This is a genomic window from Sutcliffiella sp. NPDC057660 (assembly GCF_042800035.1).
Lineage (GTDB): Bacteria > Bacillota > Bacilli > Bacillales > Bacillaceae_I > Sutcliffiella_A.
The window spans coordinates 40,576-61,888 of record NZ_JBHVHV010000023.1 but is presented as its reverse complement, the minus strand read 5'-3'; the positions used below and the strand labels follow the sequence as shown (position 1 = coordinate 61,888).

Annotated in this window: 20 protein-coding genes and 2 other annotated features; all 20 genes read left to right on the top strand. The window is 43.3% G+C overall.

The window, feature by feature from the left end; translation table 11 throughout:
* The first annotated feature begins 101 nt into the window (after nucleotides 1-101).
* Nucleotides 102-1,193: a PIN/TRAM domain-containing protein gene (locus ACFVAD_RS21960; protein ID WP_386645325.1), complete on the top strand. Its 1,092-nt coding sequence runs from the start codon at nucleotides 102-104 to the stop codon at nucleotides 1,191-1,193.
* An 82-nt stretch (nucleotides 1,194-1,275) separates the two neighbouring features.
* Nucleotides 1,276-1,962, top strand: a complete 687-nt coding sequence (gene ispD / locus ACFVAD_RS21955) for a 2-C-methyl-D-erythritol 4-phosphate cytidylyltransferase (protein ID WP_386645353.1) — start codon at nucleotides 1,276-1,278, stop codon at nucleotides 1,960-1,962.
* Between the two features lie 24 nt (nucleotides 1,963-1,986).
* Nucleotides 1,987-2,463, top strand: coding sequence for a 2-C-methyl-D-erythritol 2,4-cyclodiphosphate synthase (gene ispF, locus ACFVAD_RS21950; RefSeq protein WP_386645322.1), 477 nt, complete (start codon nucleotides 1,987-1,989; stop codon nucleotides 2,461-2,463).
* A gap of 99 nt (nucleotides 2,464-2,562) precedes the next feature.
* Complete coding sequence (gene gltX / locus ACFVAD_RS21945) at nucleotides 2,563-4,014, top strand: glutamate--tRNA ligase (protein WP_386645319.1); 1,452 nt, start codon at nucleotides 2,563-2,565, stop codon at nucleotides 4,012-4,014.
* Nucleotides 4,015-4,090: 76 nt separating this feature from the next.
* Nucleotides 4,091-4,321 (top strand) — a binding site (T-box leader).
* A gap of 48 nt (nucleotides 4,322-4,369) precedes the next feature.
* The gene (gene cysE, locus ACFVAD_RS21940) at nucleotides 4,370-5,035 is read left to right on the top strand and encodes a serine O-acetyltransferase (RefSeq protein WP_386645316.1); all 666 of its coding nucleotides are present in this window, start codon (nucleotides 4,370-4,372) and stop codon (nucleotides 5,033-5,035) included.
* A complete protein-coding gene (gene cysS, locus ACFVAD_RS21935) occupies nucleotides 5,016-6,422 on the top strand; it encodes a cysteine--tRNA ligase (protein WP_386645314.1) in 1,407 nt (468 codons plus the stop codon). The genes cysE and cysS overlap by 20 nt, the downstream gene beginning before the upstream one ends.
* 7 nt (nucleotides 6,423-6,429) lie before the next feature.
* The gene (locus tag ACFVAD_RS21930) at nucleotides 6,430-6,840 is read left to right on the top strand and encodes a Mini-ribonuclease 3 (RefSeq protein ID WP_386645311.1); all 411 of its coding nucleotides are present in this window, start codon (nucleotides 6,430-6,432) and stop codon (nucleotides 6,838-6,840) included.
* Between the two features lie 2 nt (nucleotides 6,841-6,842).
* Nucleotides 6,843-7,586 carry a 23S rRNA (guanosine(2251)-2'-O)-methyltransferase RlmB gene (gene rlmB / locus ACFVAD_RS21925; protein WP_386645308.1) on the top strand — a complete coding sequence of 248 codons (744 nt, stop codon included), beginning with the start codon at nucleotides 6,843-6,845 and terminating at the stop codon, nucleotides 7,584-7,586.
* 6 nt (nucleotides 7,587-7,592) lie between these two features.
* Nucleotides 7,593-8,102: an NYN domain-containing protein gene (locus ACFVAD_RS21920; RefSeq protein WP_386645306.1), complete on the top strand. Its 510-nt coding sequence runs from the start codon at nucleotides 7,593-7,595 to the stop codon at nucleotides 8,100-8,102.
* A gap of 68 nt (nucleotides 8,103-8,170) precedes the next feature.
* The gene (gene sigH, locus ACFVAD_RS21915) at nucleotides 8,171-8,821 is read left to right on the top strand and encodes an RNA polymerase sporulation sigma factor SigH (RefSeq protein ID WP_386645303.1); all 651 of its coding nucleotides are present in this window, start codon (nucleotides 8,171-8,173) and stop codon (nucleotides 8,819-8,821) included.
* 92 nt (nucleotides 8,822-8,913) lie between these two features.
* On the top strand, nucleotides 8,914-9,063 hold the full coding sequence (rpmG, locus tag ACFVAD_RS21910) for a 50S ribosomal protein L33 (protein WP_386645301.1): 150 nt from the start codon (nucleotides 8,914-8,916) through the stop codon (nucleotides 9,061-9,063).
* A gap of 33 nt (nucleotides 9,064-9,096) precedes the next feature.
* Complete coding sequence (secE, locus tag ACFVAD_RS21905) at nucleotides 9,097-9,279, top strand: preprotein translocase subunit SecE (RefSeq protein ID WP_204420047.1); 183 nt, start codon at nucleotides 9,097-9,099, stop codon at nucleotides 9,277-9,279.
* Between the two features lie 521 nt (nucleotides 9,280-9,800).
* Nucleotides 9,801-10,334: a transcription termination/antitermination protein NusG gene (nusG, locus tag ACFVAD_RS21900; RefSeq protein WP_386645298.1), complete on the top strand. Its 534-nt coding sequence runs from the start codon at nucleotides 9,801-9,803 to the stop codon at nucleotides 10,332-10,334.
* Nucleotides 10,335-10,506: 172 nt separating this feature from the next.
* The gene (rplK, locus tag ACFVAD_RS21895) at nucleotides 10,507-10,932 is read left to right on the top strand and encodes a 50S ribosomal protein L11 (protein WP_386645295.1); all 426 of its coding nucleotides are present in this window, start codon (nucleotides 10,507-10,509) and stop codon (nucleotides 10,930-10,932) included.
* Between the two features lie 115 nt (nucleotides 10,933-11,047).
* Nucleotides 11,048-11,752 (top strand): 50S ribosomal protein L1, encoded by a 705-nt coding sequence (rplA, locus tag ACFVAD_RS21890; protein ID WP_386645292.1) that lies wholly within the window; start codon nucleotides 11,048-11,050, stop codon nucleotides 11,750-11,752.
* A 48-nt stretch (nucleotides 11,753-11,800) separates the two neighbouring features.
* Nucleotides 11,801-11,945, top strand: a sequence feature (ribosomal protein L10 leader region).
* Between the two features lie 42 nt (nucleotides 11,946-11,987).
* Entirely contained in the window at nucleotides 11,988-12,488 is a 501-nt protein-coding gene (rplJ, locus tag ACFVAD_RS21885) for a 50S ribosomal protein L10 (RefSeq protein ID WP_386645289.1), read from the top strand.
* A 64-nt stretch (nucleotides 12,489-12,552) separates the two neighbouring features.
* On the top strand, nucleotides 12,553-12,912 hold the full coding sequence (gene rplL / locus ACFVAD_RS21880) for a 50S ribosomal protein L7/L12 (RefSeq protein WP_386645286.1): 360 nt from the start codon (nucleotides 12,553-12,555) through the stop codon (nucleotides 12,910-12,912).
* Between the two features lie 147 nt (nucleotides 12,913-13,059).
* The gene (locus ACFVAD_RS21875; protein ID WP_386645283.1) at nucleotides 13,060-13,665 is read left to right on the top strand and encodes a class I SAM-dependent methyltransferase; all 606 of its coding nucleotides are present in this window, start codon (nucleotides 13,060-13,062) and stop codon (nucleotides 13,663-13,665) included.
* A gap of 408 nt (nucleotides 13,666-14,073) precedes the next feature.
* A complete protein-coding gene (rpoB, locus tag ACFVAD_RS21870; RefSeq protein ID WP_386645281.1) occupies nucleotides 14,074-17,628 on the top strand; it encodes a DNA-directed RNA polymerase subunit beta in 3,555 nt (1,184 codons plus the stop codon).
* 66 nt (nucleotides 17,629-17,694) lie between these two features.
* Nucleotides 17,695-21,291 (top strand): DNA-directed RNA polymerase subunit beta', encoded by a 3,597-nt coding sequence (gene rpoC / locus ACFVAD_RS21865; protein WP_386645278.1) that lies wholly within the window; start codon nucleotides 17,695-17,697, stop codon nucleotides 21,289-21,291.
* Nucleotides 21,292-21,313 lie beyond the last annotated feature (22 nt).

Genomic DNA, 21,313 nt, shown 5'->3' with positions numbered 1-21,313 from the left:
TTTGCAATTACGTGTCAAATTTCTAACAAATGTAAAATTTAAAGTGTTTGGACGTTTTATTTAGAAAAAACTGTTTATAATGAATAAAGGGAGGTGAGGCAATGTTAAGGCGCATGGTTCAATTATTTTTCGTCATCCTTGGTGGGACATTGGGGATATTCTTTATCCCGGAGCTTTTTTCCCTTTTAAACATAGGAGATATTCCTTTTTTAACTAAGCCTTATACTGTTGCGATACTAGGAGCAATCATATTTTTTATCCTTACTTTTTGGTTAGTGGATTATGTGGTCGGAATTATTAAGTGGATGGAGGAATCGCTAGTAAAAGCGCCGGTGACAGACGTGCTGTTTGGTAGTCTGGGTCTCATATTTGGCTTGATTGTCGCCTATCTGGCCGTAATTCCATTGGAGCGGATTCCGTTTGTCAGCGTGATATTCCCAATTTTCATCACTATTTTGCTGGGATACCTCGGCTTTCAGGTTGGTTTCAAAAAACGAGACGAGCTTGTTAATCTGTTTTCCATCTCCAGCAAATTCGGAAAGAAAAAAGCAAGTGATGAGGAAGAGCAGGATCTTTCGTCCAAAAAGCTGAAAATCTTGGATACAAGTGTTATTATCGATGGAAGAGTAGCAGATATCTGCCAAACTGGGTTTCTTGAGGGCACCATCGTGATCCCTCGATTTGTTCTGGAGGAGCTGCAGCATATCGCGGATTCATCCGACGTGCTTAAAAGAAATCGTGGCAGACGTGGACTGGATATACTGAATAGAATCCAAAAAGAGTTGGCAATAAAAGTGGAGATTTATGAAGGTAACTTCGAAGACATTCAGGAAGTGGACAGCAAGCTTGTAAAACTTGCAAAGCTGACTTCCGGTGTCGTAGTGACCAATGATTTCAATTTAAACAAGGTGTGTGAACTTCAGAGCGTTGAGGTACTGAATATCAATGACCTTGCTAATGCCGTAAAACCTGTTGTACTTCCAGGTGAAGAGCTGACTGTTCAGGTGATTAAGGATGGGAAAGAGCATAATCAAGGAGTTGCCTATCTGGATGACGGTACGATGATCGTGGTCGAAGAAGGCCGTGATTATATCGGCAAGCATATTGAAGTCCTTGTCACAAGTGTGCTTCAGACGTCTGCTGGACGGATGATTTTTGCCAAGCCCAAACAGCTTGAAAGAGCGGCACTTTAATAAGAAAAAACGTCTACCCTCTCAAGCGTTGCTAAGAGGGTAGATGTTATTTCAGCATAGATATTATATGGGAGAGTTTATGATGAAATACCAAGTGATGGTTCTGGCTGCCGGCCAGGGGAAAAGAATGAAGGCAGGCAGAAACAAGCAGTTTATCGAGCTTGAGGGGAAGCCTGTTATTATCCATACTTTGACAGTGTTTGAGAATGACCCTATGTGTGAAGAGATTAAACTTGTCATCAATGAAAAAGAGGTCCCGATTTTCAAAGAACTGTTGGCCACCTACCAGATTGCCAAGGTAAGCGAGATGGTGCTCGGGGGCAAGGAACGCCAGGATAGCGTCTATAATGGATTGCTTCGTATGGAAAATGCGGAAATTGTACTTGTTCATGATGGGGCAAGGCCTTTTATCAGACAAGCGGTGATCCATCGATTGGTGGAAAAGGCAAAGCTTGAAGGAGCGGCCATTGTCGGGGTGCCGGTCAAGGATACGATAAAGAAGGTCAATTCGGATCTGCTGATCATGGAGACGGTCGAGCGAGCCGCATTATGGCTGATTCAGACTCCACAAGCCTTCCGGTATCCTATTCTGCAAAAGGCCCATCAGCAGGCAAAAGAGGAACAATATCTGGGAACGGATGAATCAAGCCTGGTGGAGCGAATCGGTGTACCTGTACATATGGTCGAGGGTGATTATGAAAATATCAAATTGACCACTCCGGAAGATTTGATTGTCGCAAATGCTATTTTAAAAAAACAAAAGGTGTAAAAGCCTGGAATAAGGAGAAACCAAATGTTTCGAATAGGACAAGGATTTGATGTACATCAATTTGCAGAGGGAAGACCGTTAATATTGGGCGGAATCACGATCCCTTATGAAAAGGGGCTGCTCGGTCACTCTGACGCGGATGTGCTCTTGCATACCATTTCAGATGCGTGCCTCGGAGCTGTGGGAGAAGGGGATATCGGCAAGCATTTCCCTGATACGGACCCCGCTTTTAAAAATGCCGATTCAGCTGTTTTAATGCAGCAGGTATGGGAGATAGTAAAAGAAAAAGGTTATACGCTTGGCAATGTGGACTGTACAATCATTGCACAAAAACCGAAAATGGCCCCACATATCGAAACGATGCGTGCAAGAATCGCCGAGTTATTGGAAGCAGATATAGAGCAGGTGAACGTAAAAGCCACAACCACCGAAAAGCTCGGATTCACCGGTAGAGAAGAAGGCATTGCAGCCCAGGCAGCTGTTTTATTAATAAAGAAATAGAGGCTTTCCCTTTGCTTTTATGGTAGAATAATGCTTGGATTTTGAAAATACCCCCGTCAAAAGCTCGTCGGTTGACGGAAAAATGGAGGTAACCTCACTATGACAGTTCGCGTACGCTATGCCCCAAGTCCAACTGGGCACTTACATATAGGAAATGCACGTACCGCATTATTTAATTATCTTTTCGCCCGCAGCCAGAATGGGCAATTTATTATCCGCATTGAAGATACGGATAAAAAGCGCAATATCGAAGGCGGAGAAGAAAGCCAGCTGAAATATTTGAAATGGCTTGGCATGGAATGGGACGAGAGCGTCGATGTTGGTGGGGAATATGGCCCTTACCGCCAATCGGAGCGAAATGACCTTTATGAAAAATACTATACAGAGCTTCTTGAAAAAGGGCTCGCCTATAAATGCTACTGTACGGAAGAAGAGCTGGAAGCGGAAAGAGAAGGGCAGATTGCTCGCGGGGAAATGCCGCGTTACTCCGGCCAGCATCGCAACCTGACATCAGAAGAGCAGACGGCTTTTGAAAACGAAGGAAGAGCGCCAAGCATTCGTTTCCGTGTACCCGAAGGCGAAGTGGTCAAATTCAATGATATGGTAAAAGGCGAAGTATCCTTTGAATCAGATGGGATCGGCGACTTTGTTATCGTGAAAAAAGACGGTACGCCAACTTACAATTTTGCGGTGGCCGTGGATGATCACCTGATGAAAATCTCCCATGTTCTTCGTGGCGATGACCATATTTCCAATACACCAAAACAAATCATGATCTTCGACGCTTTGGGCTGGGATGTTCCGACATTCGGACATATGACATTGATTGTGAATGAAAGCCGTAAAAAGTTGAGCAAGCGTGATGAGTCCATCATCCAATTCATTGAGCAGTATGAAGAGCTGGGATATCTACCTGAAACACTGTTCAACTATATCGCCTTGCTGGGCTGGTCTCCGGTTGGGGAGGACGAGATTTTCTCGAAGGAAGAATTCATCAATATCTTTGATGCAGCCCGACTGTCCAAGTCTCCTGCTGTGTTTGATACACAGAAATTAGCATGGATGAACAATCAGTACCTGAAGAAACTTGATCTGGACACAGTAGTGGGGCTTTCCCTGCCTCACCTAGTGAAAGCAGGACGTTTCGGTGAAACGATGACAGAAGATGAGAAGCAATGGGCAAAAGAGCTGATTTCCCTGTATCAGGAGCAGATGAGCTTTGGAGCGGAAATTGTGGAATTGACGGAAATGTTCTTTAAAACTCATATTGAGTATGACGCAGAAGCACAAGCTGTTCTTGATGAAGAGCAGGTACCAGAAGTGGTGGCAGCATTCCGTGAGGAGCTGTCGGCATTGGAGGAATTCTCTGCTGAAACCATCCAGGCTTCCATCAAAGCTGTACAAAAAGCGACAGGCCATAAAGGGAAAAAGCTGTTCATGCCAATCCGTGTAGCAACGACAGGACAGACACATGGCCGGGATTTGCCTCAAACCATCCATCTATTGGGCAAGGAAACAGTTATTGCCCGTTTGGAGAAGCTAATTAATTAACATTTTCAAGAAAACATAATATGATAGAACTAACTTAAAAAATATAGACTATATATCAGGCTGAAAATCAGTCTGTGTCTGAATGTAGATGAGGAGAGTAGAAGAAACTCCATCCGTTCCAGAGAGAATCGTCCCCGGCTGAAAACGATTCATGTGATGAATTCTTTGAAGTGCACCTCGGAGTCTATTGCTGAAAAGCTTCATGCTTACTAAGTAATAGCGGCTGCCTCCCGTTACGAGGAAGAGTGGGGATTGCATATTTGTGCATCCCTAAACAGAGTGGAACCGCGCCATCAGCGTCTCTGTGTCTTTTGACACAGAGACTTTTTTTATATAAAGAAAGGAGGAATGTGGGATGCTACGAACATTGAAAGAAGATGTAGATGTCATTTTCGAACAGGACCCTGCCGCAAGGAATTATTTTGAAGTCATTTTAACTTATTCAGGTCTGCATGCCATCTGGGCTCACCGTCTGGCACATGCTTTTTTCCGGAAAAAACTGTTTTTTATCGCGAGAGTGATCTCCCAGATAAGCCGCTTTTTCACAGGAATTGAGATTCATCCGGGAGCCAAGATAGGACGCCGCTTTTTTATTGACCACGGGATGGGAGTCGTAATCGGGGAAACCTGTGAAATCGGTAATAACGTGACCGTCTTTCAAGGTGTCACCTTGGGTGGAACGGGAAAAGAAAAAGGGAAAAGACATCCTACGATCCTGGATAATGCCCTGATTGCAGCCGGTGCAAAGGTATTAGGTTCCATCACAGTTGGAGAGAATTCCAAGATAGGAGCCGGATCGGTTGTATTAAAGAACGTTCCCAACAATTCCACAGTAGTGGGGATACCAGGTAAGATTGTCATACAGGATGGGGTAAGGGTAAAGAAGGATTTCAATCACCAGAACATGCCTGACCCTACCGGAGACCGTTTTATTGCATTGGAAAAGCAGATTACAGAATTGCAGAAAGAGCTGCAACTTTTAAAAGAGAGGAAGAACGCAGATGACTATTCATCTTTATAATACCTTAACCCGCCAGAAGGAGAAATTCACCCCGCTTGAAGAGGGAAAGGTGAAAATGTATGTGTGCGGGCCTACTGTATATAATTATATTCATATAGGTAATGCGAGACCGCCGATTGTATTTGATACCGTGAGAAGATACCTCGAGTATCGTGGATATGAAGTGAATTACGTTTCCAATTTCACCGATGTGGATGACAAGATGATCAAAGCAGCGAATGAACTTGGCGAGGATGTTCCGACTATTGCGGAGCGCTTTATTGAAGCCTATTTTGAGGATGTTTCCGCATTGGGATGCAAGCAGGCAACCGCTCACCCGCGTGTCACGGAGAATATAGATACTATTATTGAATTCATCGAAACACTGATTGAAAAGGGCTTTGCCTATGAGTCCGGCGGGGATGTATATTACAGAACTAGGGAATTCAAGGAGTACGGGAAGCTTTCCCATCAGCCGATAGAGGACCTGCAGCTCGGTACCCGTATCGAAGTTGGGGAAAAGAAGCAGGATGCACTGGACTTCGTTCTTTGGAAAGCCGCGAAGGAAGGGGAAATCTTCTGGGAAAGCCCTTGGGGGAAAGGGCGCCCTGGTTGGCATATCGAATGCTCTGCCATGGCACGCAAGTATCTTGGTGATACGATTGATATTCATGCAGGCGGACAGGATCTTTCCTTCCCCCATCATGAAAACGAGATTGCCCAAACCGAGGCGCTGACAGGCAAGACGTTTGCGAAATACTGGCTGCATAATGGGTATATTAATATCGATAATGAGAAAATGTCTAAGTCACTCGGCAACTTCATCCTTGTGCATGACATCATAAAAAAGCATGATCCACAGCTGATCCGTTTCTTCATGCTTTCGGTTCATTATCGTCATCCGATCAACTACAATGATGAACTATTGGAAAGCACGAAAAACGGTCTGGAGAGAATCAGGACCGCCTACTCCAACCTGAAACACCGCATGGACAGCAGTGCGAACCTGACGGAGGAGAGCGACGACAATCAATGGCTCGAAAAGGTGGATGCATTGAAGAAAGAATTCATTACAGTGATGGACGACGATTTCAATACAGCCAATGCCATTTCCGTCCTGTTTGATTTGGCGAAACAGGCAAACCTTTATGCAAGCGAAAAGAATACTTCTGTTAGCGTGCTTCAGGCATTCCTTACGCAGTTTGAAGAGCTGTTCGGTGTCCTTGGTGTAACACTGACTGAAGAAGCGGAATTGCTGGACGAAGAAATCGATGCATTGATCCAAAAGCGGATTGACGCAAGAAAGAACCGAGATTTTGCGTTGGCAGATCAAATACGGGATGAATTGAAGGATAAAAATATTATCTTAGAGGATACGGCACAAGGTACGAGATGGAAAAGAGGGTAACACATACATGAGTACCAACAAAGTAGATGCAAAGAGTTTAAACAGCCTGGCGCTTGCTTATATGGGTGATGCCGTTTATGAGACGTACATTCGTCATCACCTGTTGAAGCTAGGGAAGATACGCCCTAATCAGCTCCATCGCACTGCAACAAGCTATGTGTCTGCCAAGGCGCAGGCGCGCTTGCTGCACAAGTTGGCGGAAGCGGAGTTTTTCACCGAGGAAGAGGAAGCGGTAATCAGACGGGGGCGCAATGCGAAATCCGGATCGGTACCAAGAAATACGGACGTTCAAACCTATCGCTACTCCACTGCCTTTGAGGCATTAATCGGATTTTTATATTTATCGGGTTCAACAGACAGAATGGAACAAGTCATCGAAGATTGCATGAAAATCGTAGATGAAGAAAGAGGTGAGTGAGGATGTCAAAAGAATTTATCATCGGGAGAAACCCTGTGCTTGAGGCGTTAAAATCAAAACGGGAAATCAATAAGCTCTGGATAGCTGAAGGGTCACAAAAAGGTTCCATGCAACAGATTATCGATCTTGCAAAAGAAGCGAATGTACTGGTTCAGTTTGTACCAAAAAAGAAAATCGATCAAATGGCAGAAGGAAATCACCAAGGCGTGGTGGCATCTGTTGCAGCCTATGATTATGCGGAATTGGAAGACCTTTTTCACTTGGCGGAGAAAAGAAATGAAACACCATTCTTTCTTATCCTGGATGAAATAGAAGACCCTCATAATCTGGGGTCGATCATGAGAACTGCGGATGCGGTGGGAGCCCATGGGATCATCATTCCGAAGCGCCGTGCGGTTGGATTGACTGCAACGGTTGCGAAGGCTTCCACAGGTGCCATTGAGCACGTCCCAGTAGTAAGGGTCACTAACTTGGCCCGCACAGTGGACGAGCTGAAGGAAAAGGGATTATGGATTTTTGGAACCGATGCAAAAGGAACCGTCGATTACCGAAACATGGACGGCTCCCTGCCGACAGGCCTGATTATCGGAAGCGAAGGAAAAGGAATGGCAAGGCTGCTCAAAGATAAATGCGACTTCCTCGTTTCCTTGCCGATGGTAGGAAAGGTTACCTCCTTGAACGCGTCCGTGGCAGCAAGTCTGCTTATGTATGAGGTTTACCGCAAACGACAGCCGGCAGGAGTATAAATAGCAATGGATATCTTGCTTGTAGATGGTTACAACATTATTGGCGCGTGGCCGGAGCTGAGAGTACTGAAGGATCAGGATCTTGCTCTGGCACGTGATATCCTTGTTTCAAAAATGGCGGAATACCAGGCTTATACAGGCTATCGCGTGTTGGTGGTGTTTGATGCCCACCTATCACAAGGCATTGAAACGAAATATAAAAACCATCGTGTGGAAGTCATCTATACTCGGGAAAATGAAACCGCAGACGAACGGATAGAAAAACTGGCAATCAGTCTCAGCGATATTCGCACCCAGATCCATGTTGCCACGTCCGATTTTACCGAGCAATGGGCAATATTCGGACAAGGAGCATTGAGAAAATCGGCCCGTGAGCTGTTGAATGAAACCAATGCCATAGAGAATCGAATAAAAAAGAAAGTAACAAATTTTACCAACGAAAAGCCCTCAAAACGTATTGAACTGAACACTGAACTTTCAGCAATTTTTGAAAAATGGCGCAGAGGGCAGCGATGAGTGGTTGACGGTCAAATTAAGCCTACTGTATAATATTTCTATCTACTGTTTCGGTCGGAGGGATAGGTGTGATAGTGAGCGACCCAAGAAAAACTAGCAGGGTATTGGAATTAATGGAAGATGAGCAGGTAGTCGAACACGTGCATTTAGGTGATAGTGAAGCGCTGGACTATTTAATCAACAAGTATAAAAACTTTGTAAGAGCGAAAGCTAGATCCTACTTTCTCATTGGTGCAGATCGCGAAGATATTGTGCAGGAAGGAATGATAGGCCTCTATAAGGCAATACGCGACTTCAGAGAGGACAAGCTTACCTCCTTCAAGGCGTTTGCCGAACTGTGCATTACAAGGCAGATCATTACAGCGATCAAGACAGCAACAAGACAAAAGCATATTCCACTTAATTCATACGTTTCACTGGACAAGCCTATATATGATGAGGAATCGGATCGTACGTTAATGGATGTGATTTCAGGTGCTAAAGTGATGGATCCTGAAGAACTGATCATTAACCAAGAGGAATTTGATGATATCGAAGTCAAAATGGCAGAGCTTTTAAGTGATCTCGAACGAAAGGTGCTGGTTCTCTATCTGGATGGAAGATCCTATCAGGAAATTTCAGAAGATTTAAACCGGCATGTGAAGTCAATCGATAATGCTTTGCAGCGGGTCAAAAGAAAGTTAGAGAGATACCTAGAATTAAGGGAGATTACGCTCTGATAAGTGTCCAACTCCATTTTTGGTACCGTTGACATCCATGTTACAGGTATGTTACATTTTTATGGACATCTATGTATGTGGTGGTGTACTCAATGCAGAGTAAATTGGTGCTTGCCTGTGCGCAGTGTGGTTCAAGGAACTACTCTACTGTAAAAGGGAAATCGCAAACTGGCGAGCGTTTGGAAATAAAGAAATTTTGTAAGGTTTGCAATGCTCATACCGTTCATCGGGAGACAAAATAGATAATAGTATTTATGGGGTTGGAGGTTACATGGATGCAACGTTTAACTAACTTCTTTCGTGGTGTAAACCGTGAAATGAAAAAGGTCTCTTGGCCTAAACGTAAGGAATTAACTCGCTATACAATCACAGTAGTAACTACCGTTGTTTTTGCAGCAGTGTTCTTTTATGTTGTAGATCTAGGGATTTCCGAGCTTATTCGTCTAGTAATACGATAAATTTCGCACTTATTCTTTTTGCACTTGAATAAGTCATGTTATATCATGGTATAATGTGATTAATACTGTTTACAAAAAAACCCGTCCAACGGGTTTTTTCATTTGGAGAAAAATAGGTAGGCTATATCATGTGAACAATATAGTCGTGTTTTTCAAGAAGATTCGAGTTTATATTAGCTTCTGTTACAATAATGATTGATACAACCTATGTGAATAGAAGTGTTTTACAATGACACTCCATTATTGATTAATTACATGGGGGATGTTTATTTTTAACCTTTGCCCCTGTTGGTTGTAGCGCAGGGGGTGAGACTCCTGCGGGAGCAGCGTGTCAAGGGAGACCCCACAGGCGCAAAGCGCCGAGGAGGCTCCCGAGGCCGCCCGCGGAAAGCGAACTCCCCTCGCTGCAACCAACAGGGTGTTTAGAGTCAAGATCTTAATCTCAAGGCAGCTTGGCTAATATGAATCAAGCAACAAAAAATAAAGATTAATGGGGAGGGACGGACAGTTAGTCCTTATACATGGAAAAAAGCTGGTACGTCGTTCATACTTATTCCGGTTACGAGAATAAAGTAAAAGCGAACTTAGAAAAAAGAGTAGAGTCTATGGGAATGCAGGACAAAATCTTCCGTGTTGTTGTTCCGGAAGAGGAAGAAACCGATATCAAGAACGGCAAGAAAAAAGTAACCAAGAAGAAAGTATTCCCAGGCTATGTACTTGTGGAAATCGTCATGACAGATGACTCCTGGTATGTGGTGCGTAATACTCCTGGTGTAACTGGATTCGTAGGATCGAGCGGTTCTGGCTCCAAACCTACCCCTCTATTGGATGACGAGATCCAATTCATTCTTAAGAGAATGGGGATGGCGGAGAAACAGATCGAGGTAGATTTCGAAATGAAAGAAACGGTACGCGTAAAAGAAGGTCCTTTCGCAAACTTCACTGGACATATCACTGAGATGGATAAAGATAAGCATAAAGTGAAAGTTCTTGTAAATATGTTCGGCCGTGAAACCCCTGTGGAGCTTGACTTTACACAGATCGAAAAATTATAATGTAAAAAAACTTGAAATAATTTCGTAAAAGTGATATTATTTCAAAGGTCAGTATGTCTCTCAAAAAGAGACTATTAATAAAAAAATATTCTTTATCTAATATATAAAGAATGAGTTGAGTGGGAGGGAGCAATCCCAGATACCACATCACGGACTTAAGGAGGTGTGTCTCGTGGCTAAAAAAGTAATCAAATTGGTAAAGCTACAAATTCCAGCAGCGAAAGCTAACCCAGCACCACCAGTTGGACCAGCACTAGGTCAAGCAGGTGTTAACATCATGGGTTTCTGTAAGGAGTTCAACGCTCGTACAGCGGACCAAGCTGGTCTTATTATCCCTGTTGAAATTACGGTTTTTGAAGACCGTTCATTTACATTTATTACGAAAACTCCACCTGCTGCAGTATTACTTAAAGTAGCAGCTGGTATCCAGTCTGGTTCTGGTGAACCAAACCGTAATAAAGTTGCAACAGTTAAGCGTGACAAAGTACGCGAGATTGCGGAAACGAAAATGCCAGACCTTAACGCTGCCAGTGTAGAAGCTGCAATGCGCATGGTTGAAGGTACTGCTCGTAGCATGGGTATCGTCATCGAAGACTAATCCATCGCTATTGATTTAACTGCTGTTCGGGGTTGCGGATTCGGTCTATTGCCAATTCGCAACCTTTATTCGTGGGAGGTTATTCCGCTAAAACCACATAAGGAGGACATTTAAAATGGCTAAAAGAGGTAAAAAGTACATCGAAGCTGCGAAACTTGTAGACCGTCAAACGGCTTACTCTGTAAACGAAGCTATCGAATTAGTTAAGAAAACAAACACCGCGAAGTTCGACGCTACTGTGGAAGTTGCATTCCGTCTTGGAGTTGACCCTCGTAAAAACGACCAACAAATCCGTGGAGCAGTAGTTCTACCTCACGGAACTGGTAAAACTCAAAAGGTTTTAGTGTTTGCTAAAGGCGAGAAAGCGAAAGAAGCGGAAGCTGCTGGAGCTGACTACGTTGGAGATGCGGATATGATTCAAAAGATCAGCCAAGGCTGGTTCGATTTTGATGTTATCGTAGCTACTCCTGACATGATGGGTGAAGTTGGTAAACTTGGTCGCGTATTAGGACCTAAAGGTTTAATGCCAAACCCTAAAACTGGTACTGTAACATTTGATGTAACGAAAGCTGTTAACGAAATCAAAGCTGGTAAAGTAGAATACCGCCTTGACAAATCCGGTAACATCCACGTTCCAATCGGTAAGATCTCTTTCGAAGATAACAAACTTGTTGAGAACTTCGGTACTATCTTTGAAACTTTACAAAAAGCTAAACCAGCTGCTGCTAAAGGTACATTCATGAAGAACGTAGCCGTTACTTCTACAATGGGCCCTGGCGTTAAAGTTGATACTTCTACTGTTGTAGCTGTAAAAAACTAACATATTGACATAAGCTAACCACGCGGTTATAATAATCGTTGTGTTTATAAAATAATATTGTTTGTACCGTAGACAGTAGGTGCTCATTAGAGCTTAATTTCCTACCGAGGTGTAGATTTTACGATAAAAGGCTTTATGCTTTTAAACTAAAATTTCTGCCTCCATGATACGTGGAGGCATTCTTTATGTACACCGGTCGGTATAAGTAGTAACCAACTATATAGGAGGTGTAACGATGAGCAAAGCAGTTGAAATGAAGAAGGAAATTGTTGGACAAATCGCTGATAAGTTCAAAGGATCTGTTTCTACAATCGTAGTTGACTACCGTGGACTTAACGTGGCAGAAGTAACAGAACTTCGTAAACAACTTCGTGAAGCAGGTGTTGAGTTCAAGGTTTACAAAAACTCTTTAACTCGCCGTGCGGCAGAAGCAGCGGAGATCACTGGACTTAACGATGCACTTACAGGACCAAACGCTATCGCATTCTCTACTGAAGATGTAGTAGCTCCTGCTAAAATTTTGAATGACTTCGCTAAAAAGCATGAAGCATTGGAAATCAAAGCTGGTGTAATCGAAGGAAACGTAGCTACTGTGGAAGAAGTGAAAGCTCTTGCTGAACTTCCATCCCGCGAAGGTCTACTTTCTATGTTGCTTAGCGTTCTTCAAGCTCCAATCCGCAACCTGGCTCTTGTTACAAAAGCAGTTGCAGAGCAAAAAGAAGAGCAAGGCGCTTAATTTTCATCTAGCAAGTTAAGTAAAGAAACAAAAAACCCATATATTATTAAGGAGGAAAATAACAATGACACACGAACAAATCATTGAAGCGGTTAAGAATATGACTGTTTTAGAATTAAACGACCTAGTAAAAGCAATCGAAGAAGAATTTGGTGTAACTGCTGCTGCTCCTGTAGCTGCTGCTGGTGTAGCTGCTGAAGCTGCTGCTGAGCAAACTGAATTCGACGTAATCCTAGCTAGCGCTGGCGGACAAAAAATCAAGGTTATCAAAGTAGTTCGCGAACTTACTGGTCTTGGTTTGAAAGAAGCGAAAGAATTAGTTGACAACGCTCCTAAAGCTCTTAAAGAAGGTATTGCTAAAGAAGAAGCTGAAGAAGTTAAAGCTAAACTTGAAGAAGTTGGAGCTTCTGTAGAAGTTAAGTAATTACAGGCTCTTAAGAAAGCTCGCTACCCGTTAGCGAGCTTTTTTTAAACTATCGAACTGCAAATAAAGGTTAGATAGTTTGCTTACTGTTTTTTTCAAACGTACTAACTATCATTTTAGCTACTACTTGAAGTAAGGAGAATGACTATGGCTTCAGATCATTATTTTACTAACAAACCATCCGTGGAAAGCAACAGACAACATTGGGATTATGAACTGAAAGGCCATAAGCTTTCCTTTATTACGGATGCTGGCGTCTTTTCAAAAAAAGAAGTGGATTTCGGATCGAAAGTTCTGATTGAAGCTTTTGCGGAGCCTGAAATTCCAGGAAATATACTGGATGTCGGATGCGGTTATGGTCCGATTGGTCTTTCGCTTGCCAAGACTTTTCCCGACCGACAAGTAGATATGATAGATATCAATGAGAGAGCTGTCGAACTGGCAAACGAAAATGCCGGAAGAAACGGTATCCAAAATGTTAACATCTTTTCTAGTAACATTTATGAAAAGGTAACTTCTACCGATTATGCAGCTATCCTTTCCAACCCGCCAATTCGTGCGGGGAAAAAAGTGGTGCATGAAATTTTGGAGAAAGCATTCGAGCATTTGGCTATAGGCGGCGAGCTGTGGATCGTCATCCAAAAAAAGCAAGGTGCACCATCGGCAATGGAGAAGCTGGAGTCATTATTTGAAGAAGTAGAAGTGGTTATGAAGAAAAAAGGCTACTATATAATTAGATCAAAAAAAGGTTGACGTTGGTTTTTTGTTGTGGTAGCATTGTTTAATGCCAATATGTATTTTTTTGAGCTATAATAATTTTATGTCAATTGCATGTATAAAATTAGTATGCTTGGAAAAGATAGTAAAATCAATAGAGCGAATGTAAAAAAATGTGGTTTTCTGTATTGAAACCATTTTTCTTTTTTAACATGGTAGTTTTCTGCTGTGTTGAAAAATTTTTTTGTTTGGCTTTAAGTGGTTTGTTCAAATAGGAGGATAAAAAGAGCAAAGAATTTCAAGGAAGCGAAGGTTCGAGCACCGGAGCGTATGATTGGTATACGTGAGGGGCGGAGAGGCAAGTTGACGAAGAAATTCTATAGCTTTTTTACCGGACTATTTGAACATCCTCTTTAATAACGCTTGATACGAGGGGTGAATGAGTTGACAGGTCAACTAGTTCAATATGGACGACACCGCCAACGCAGAAGTTATGCTCGCATTAGTGAAGTATTAGAATTACCAAATCTAATAGAAATTCAAACCTCTTCTTATCAATGGTTCCTTGATGAGGGTTTGAGAGAAATGTTTCATGATATTTCTCCTATTGAGGACTTCACTGGAAATCTATCGTTAGAATTCATCGACTATAGCTTAGGGGAACCTAAATATTCCGTTGAAGAATCAAAGGAAAGAGATGTTACATACTCAGCTCCTTTACGTGTGAAGGTTCGTCTCATTAACAAAGAAACTGGTGAAGTAAAAGACCAGGATGTATTTATGGGTGATTTTCCGTTAATGACGGATACAGGAACGTTTGTTATTAATGGAGCAGAACGTGTTATTGTATCTCAATTAGTACGTTCACCAAGTGTGTATTACAGCGGAAAAGTAGATAAAAATGGTAAAAAAGGCTTTTCGGCTACTGTTATTCCAAACCGTGGTGCATGGTTAGAGTATGAAACAGATGCAAAAGATGTTGTATATGTTCGTATTGATCGTACTCGTAAACTACCAGTAACGGTTCTTTTGCGTGCTCTTGGATTCGGATCCGACCAAGAAATCATTGATCTTCTTGGCGAAAACGAGTACCTTCGCAATACTTTAGATAAGGATAACACAGAAAGTTCTGAAAAGGCGTTACTAGAAATATACGAGCGTCTGCGCCCTGGTGAGCCACCAACGGTTGAAAACGCAAAAAGCTTATTGGAATCTAGATTTTTTGACCCTAAACGCTATGATTTAGCAAGTGTTGGAAGATACAAGATTAATAAAAAGCTTCATATTAAGAACAGACTTTTCAACCAGCGTATTGCTGAAACGCTAGTGGACCCTGAAACAGGGGAAATTATCGTTGAAAAGGGTACACTGTTAGATCGTAGAACATTAGATCGCATTCTACCTAACATTGAAGACGGTATCGGTCTGACTTCTTTCCACCCAGCAGGTGTTGTGGATGCCGAAGTTCCAATGCAGTCTATTAAGATATATGCGCCTAACGATGCAGAAGGCGAAAAAGAAATTCTGGTATTGGGAAATGGCTTTATTGAAGAAAAAGTAAAGCATATTGCTCCGGCAGACATTATCGCTTCTATCAGTTATTTCTTCAACCTTTTACATGGTGTCGGTGACACTGACGATATCGACCATTTAGGTAACCGTCGTTTGCGTTCTGTTGGAGAGCTTCTTCAAAATCAGTTCCGCATCGGTTTATCCAGAATGGAGCGTGTAGTTCGTGAAAGAATGTCCATCCAGGACACAAACACGATTACGCCTCAACAGCTGATCAATATCCGTCCTGTTATCGCATCCATTAAAGAGTTCTTTGGTAGCTCACAGCTTTCTCAGTTCATGGATCAAACCAATCCATTGGCTGAGTTAACGCATAAACGTAGATTATCTGCGCTTGGACCTGGTGGATTGACGCGTGAGCGTGCCGGCTTTGAAGTGCGTGACGTTCACTACTCCCACTATGGGCGTATGTGTCCGATCGAGACTCCAGAGGGACCAAACATTGGATTGATCAACTCCCTTTCTTCTTTTGCAAAAGTAAACAAGTTTGGATTCATTGAAACTCCTTACCGCAGGGTCGACCCTGAAAGTGGTAGAGTAACCAACCAAATTGATTACTTGACAGCAGATGAAGAGGACAACTATGTTGTTGCCCAAGCGAATGCTCGCTTAGGGGAAGATGGAACATTCCTGGATCAAAATGTTGTTGCCCGTTTCCGCGGGGAGAACACCGTTGTTATCAGCGAAAGAATCGACTATATGGATGTATCTCCTAAACAGGTTGTTTCCGCTGCGACAGCGTGTATTCCTTTCTTGGAGAATGATGACTCCAACCGTGCGCTCATGGGAGCGAACATGCAACGTCAAGCTGTACCATTAATGCAACCGGAATCACCGATTGTTGGTACAGGTATGGAGCACGTATCTGCAAGAGACTCAGGTGCAGCAGTAATATGTAAATATCCTGGTGTTGTAGAACGCGTTGAAGCCCGTGAAGTATGGGTTCGCCGTATGGAAGAAGTAGATGGGCAGCAGATTAAAGGAAACCTTGATAAGTACAGAATGCAAAAATTCATTCGTTCCAACCAAGGTACTTGCTATAATCAACGTCCAATCGTTTCTGTTGGCGATCAAGTTACAAAAGGTGAAATCCTTGCGGATGGTCCTTCCATGGAAAAAGGTGAGCTAGCGCTTGGCCGTAACGTAATGGTAGGGTTCATGACGTGGGATGGTTATAACTACGAGGATGCGATCATCATGAGTGAGCGTCTGGTTAAAGACGATGTTTACACTTCCATTCATATTGAAGAATATGAGTCGGAAGCACGTGATACAAAGCTTGGACCGGAAGAAATCACTCGCGATATTCCAAACGTAGGGGAAGAAGCCCTGAAGAACTTGGATGATCGCGGAATCATCAGAGTCGGTGCGGAAGTGAAAGATGGAGATCTTCTTGTAGGGAAAGTAACGCCTAAGGGTGTAACGGAACTTACTGCGGAAGAACGTCTATTGCACGCAATCTTCGGAGAGAAAGCAAGGGAAGTACGCGATACATCACTAAGAGTTCCTCACGGTGGCGGCGGTATTGTCCTTGATGTAAAAGTATTTAACCGTGAAGACGGAGATGAACTGCCACCAGGCGTTAACCAGCTTGTTCGTGCTTACATCGTTCAGAAGCGTAAAATTTCTGAAGGTGATAAAATGGCTGGACGCCATGGTAACAAAGGGGTAATCTCCCGTATCTTACCGGAAGAAGATATGCCTTACTTGCCGGATGGTACACCAATTGATATCATGCTAAACCCACTAGGGGTTCCTTCTCGTATGAATATCGGTCAGGTATTGGAGCTTCACTTGGGTATGGCAGCCAGAACACTTGGTATCCACGTTGCTTCCGCCGTATTTGATGGCGCGCGTGAAGAAGATGTTTGGAGCACTTTAGAAGAGGCTGGCATGGCAAGAGATGCAAAAACTGTCCTTTATGACGGAAGAACCGGTGAGCCGTTTGATAACCGTGTGTCTGTTGGTATCATGTACATGATCAAACTTGCCCACATGGTAGACGATAAGCTGCATGCCCGTTCAACTGGACCTTACTCTCTTGTTACACAGCAGCCACTTGGCGGTAAAGCGCAATTTGGTGGACAGCGTTTCGGGGAGATGGAAGTATGGGCGCTTGAGGCGTATGGTGCTGCTTATACACTTCAAGAGATCTTGACTGTTAAATCGGATGACGTGGTAGGACGTGTGAAAACGTACGAAGCGATTGTAAAAGGTGAAAATGTACCTGAACCTGGCGTTCCTGAATCTTTCAAAGTACTTATCAAAGAACTTCAAAGTTTGGGTATGGATGTTAAAATCCTATCCGGCGATGAGAAAGAAATTGAAATGAGAGACACGGAAGATGATGAAGAGCAATCTTCTGAAGGAATCTCTTTAGATTCAGAGCAAGTAGAAGCAGTAAAAGAAACTGTCGCTAAAGACTAATGACCAACAGGACTTTAAAGATAAGCATTTGGGTAGAACCTGTAGATTATAAGGGAGGTAGGCCCCTTGCTAGATGTTAACAATTTTGAGTATATGAAGATAGGCCTAGCTTCTCCGGATAAGATCAGATCTTGGTCTTTCGGAGAAGTGAAGAAGCCTGAAACAATCAACTATCGTACATTAAAGCCAGAAAAAGATGGGTTATTCTGCGAGCGTATCTTCGGTCCGACAAAGGACTGGGAATGTCACTGTGGTAAATACAAACGCGTCCGTTACAAGGGCGTTGTCTGTGACCGCTGTGGAGTGGAAGTAACAAGAGCGAAGGTTCGCCGTGAACGTATGGGTCACATCGAACTAGCTGCTCCTGTATCTCATATTTGGTATTTCAAAGGTATACCTAGCCGTATGGGACTAGTTCTTGACATGTCCCCGCGTGCATTGGAAGAAGTAATCTACTTTGCGTCCTATGTAGTAACGGAAACGGGAGATACTCCTTTAGAGAAGAAACAGCTTCTTTCTGAAAAAGAGTTCCGTGCTTACCGTGAAAAGTATGGCCAGACTTTCCAAGCATCCATGGGTGCTGAAGCGATTAAAAAGCTTCTTCATGACATCGATCTTGAAAAAGATGTAGAATCCTTGAAAGAGGAACTTAAAACTGCTCAAGGCCAACGCCGTACAAGAGCAATCAAACGTTTGGAAGTATTGGAATCCTTCAGGGGATCTGGAAATGAGCCATCTTGGATGATCCTTGATGTTCTGCCAGTCATTCCTCCTGAATTGCGTCCAATGGTTCAATTGGATGGTGGTCGTTTCGCGACTTCCGACTTGAACGATCTATACCGTCGTGTTATCAACCGCAACAATCGTTTAAAACGTTTGTTGGACCTCGGTGCTCCTAGCATCATCGTTCAAAACGAAAAACGTATGCTACAAGAAGCTGTTGATGCACTGATCGATAATGGCCGTCGCGGCCGTCCTGTAACCGGTCCTGGTAACAGACCGTTGAAATCTCTTTCTCATATGCTGAAAGGGAAACAAGGACGTTTCCGTCAGAACTTGTTGGGTAAACGTGTTGACTATTCTGGTCGTTCCGTTATCGTAGTAGGTCCTAACTTGAAAATGTACCAATGTGGTTTACCAAAGGAAATGGCTCTTGAGCTATTCAAACCATTCGTAATGAAAGAGCTTGTTGAACGTGGCCTTGCGCATAACATCAAGAGTGCGAAACGCAAGATCGAACGCGTACAGCCAGAGGTTTGGGACGTATTGGAATCTGTAATCAGAGAGCATCCGGTATTACTGAACCGCGCACCAACCCTTCACAGACTAGGTATTCAAGCATTTGAACCTACACTTGTGGAAGGTCGTGCAATCCGTCTTCATCCACTAGTATGTACTGCATACAATGCGGACTTTGATGGTGACCAAATGGCGGTTCACGTTCCACTTTCTGCTGAAGCTCAGGCTGAGGCGCGCATTCTTATGCTTGCTGCCCAGAACATCCTTAACCCTAAGGATGGAAAGCCTGTAGTAACTCCTTCGCAGGATATGGTACTTGGTAACTACTACTTAACATTAGAGCGTGAAAATGCAGTTGGAGAAGGAATGGTATTCAAGGATACTAACGAAGCGTTGATCGCTTATGCAAATGGCTATGTTCACTTGCATACTCGTGTTGCGGTTCATGCAGGATCCCTGGATAACGAAACCTTCACACCTGAACAAAAACAGAAGCTTCTTATTACAACTGTCGGGAAAATGATCTTCAATGAGATTTTACCGCCATCTTTCCCTTACATCAACGAACCGACAAAGCATAATCTTGAGGTGAACACTCCGGACAAATACTTTGTTGAAAAGGGAGCGAATGTAAAAGAAGCGATTCAACAACAAGAACTTATCGATCCATTTAAGAAGAAAATTCTTGGTAATATCATCGCTGAAGTATTCAAGCGTTTCAAAATCACAGAAACGTCCAAAATGCTTGACCGCATGAAAAACCTTGGATTCCGTTATTCTACCAAGGCCGGTATTACGGTTGGTGTAGCTGATATCGTGGTTCTTAAAGAGAAAGAAGAAATCTTGGTTGAAGCACAAACGAAAGTAGATACAGTTCTTAAACAGTTCCGTCGCGGACTTATCACAGAAGAAGAGCGCTATGATCGCGTAATTTCCATCTGGAGTGCTGCGAAGGATGTAATACAGAACAAACTGATGCAATCCTTGCCACGATTGAATCACATCTTCATGATGAGTGATTCAGGAGCCCGTGGTAACGCATCTAACTTTACACAATTGGCAGGTATGCGTGGACTGATGGCCAACCCGTCTGGACGTATCATTGAACTTCCGATCAAATCAAGTTTCCGTGAAGGTCTGACGGTATTGGAATACTTCATCTCCACACATGGTGCGCGTAAAGGTCTTGCCGATACTGCACTGAAAACTGCCGATTCCGGTTACCTGACTCGTCGTCTGGTTGACGTTGCACAAGATGTTATCGTCCGCGAGATTGATTGTGGAACAGATCGTGGGTTACACATCTCATCTCTGAAAGATGGTACAGAGGTAGTAGAAAAGTTAGAAGAGCGCCTAATTGGTCGTTATGCTAGAAAAGCTGTCAAACACCCGGAAACTGGTGAAGTTCTTGTAGCGGAAAACGATTTGATTACGGAGGATATCGCAACAATCATCGTGGAAGCAGGCGTGGAAGATGTTACGATCCGCTCTGTATTCACTTGTAATACTCGCCATGGTGTATGTAAGAAATGTTACGGCCGCAATCTGGCAACTGGTTTAGAGGTAGAAGTGGGAGAAGCTGTAGGTATTATCGCTGCTCAATCTATCGGTGAGCCAGGAACTCAGTTAACGATGCGTACTTTCCATACAGGTGGGGTTGCTGGAGACGATATTACACAAGGTTTACCGCGTATCCAGGAAATTTTCGAAGCGCGTAATCCGAAAGGTCAAGCGGTCATTTCTGAAATTGATGGTGTTGTTACTGCTATCAACGAAGGAAAAGATCGTCAGCAAGAAATCACTGTACAAGGTGAAGTGGAAACGAGAAACTACACAGTACCATATACTGCCCGCCTAAAAGTAGGGGTTAATGCTGAAGTGCTACGTGGCCAGGAACTTACAGAAGGTTCCATTGACCCGAAAGAGTTGCTGAAAGTAAAAGATATGGTTTCTGTCCAGGAGTATCTACTGCTTGAAGTTCAAAAAGTATACCGTATGCAAGGGGTAGAAATTGGAGATAAACACGTTGAGGTTATGGTTCGTCAAATGTTGCGTAAAGTACGTGTCATTGACGCTGGTGATACGGATGTACTGCCAGGAACCCTGCTTGATGTCCACCAATTCACTGATGCAAACGAGCGTGTGCTGATTGAAGGCAAAACACCTGCAATCGGTCGTCCGGTCCTACTGGGTATTACCAAGGCATCTCTGGAAACCGATTCGTTCTTGTCTGCTGCATCTTTCCAAGAAACAACAAGAGTCTTAACAGACGCTGCAATCAAAGGAAAGCGCGATGAGCTACTAGGATTAAAAGAGAATGTTATCATCGGTAAACTAGTTCCAGCTGGTACTGGTATGAACCGTTACCGTAAATTCGATCTGACGAAAGAAGTCGGCAAAGAAGAACCTGTAACGGTAGAATAATTGGGAGATTGTCGGGGCAACC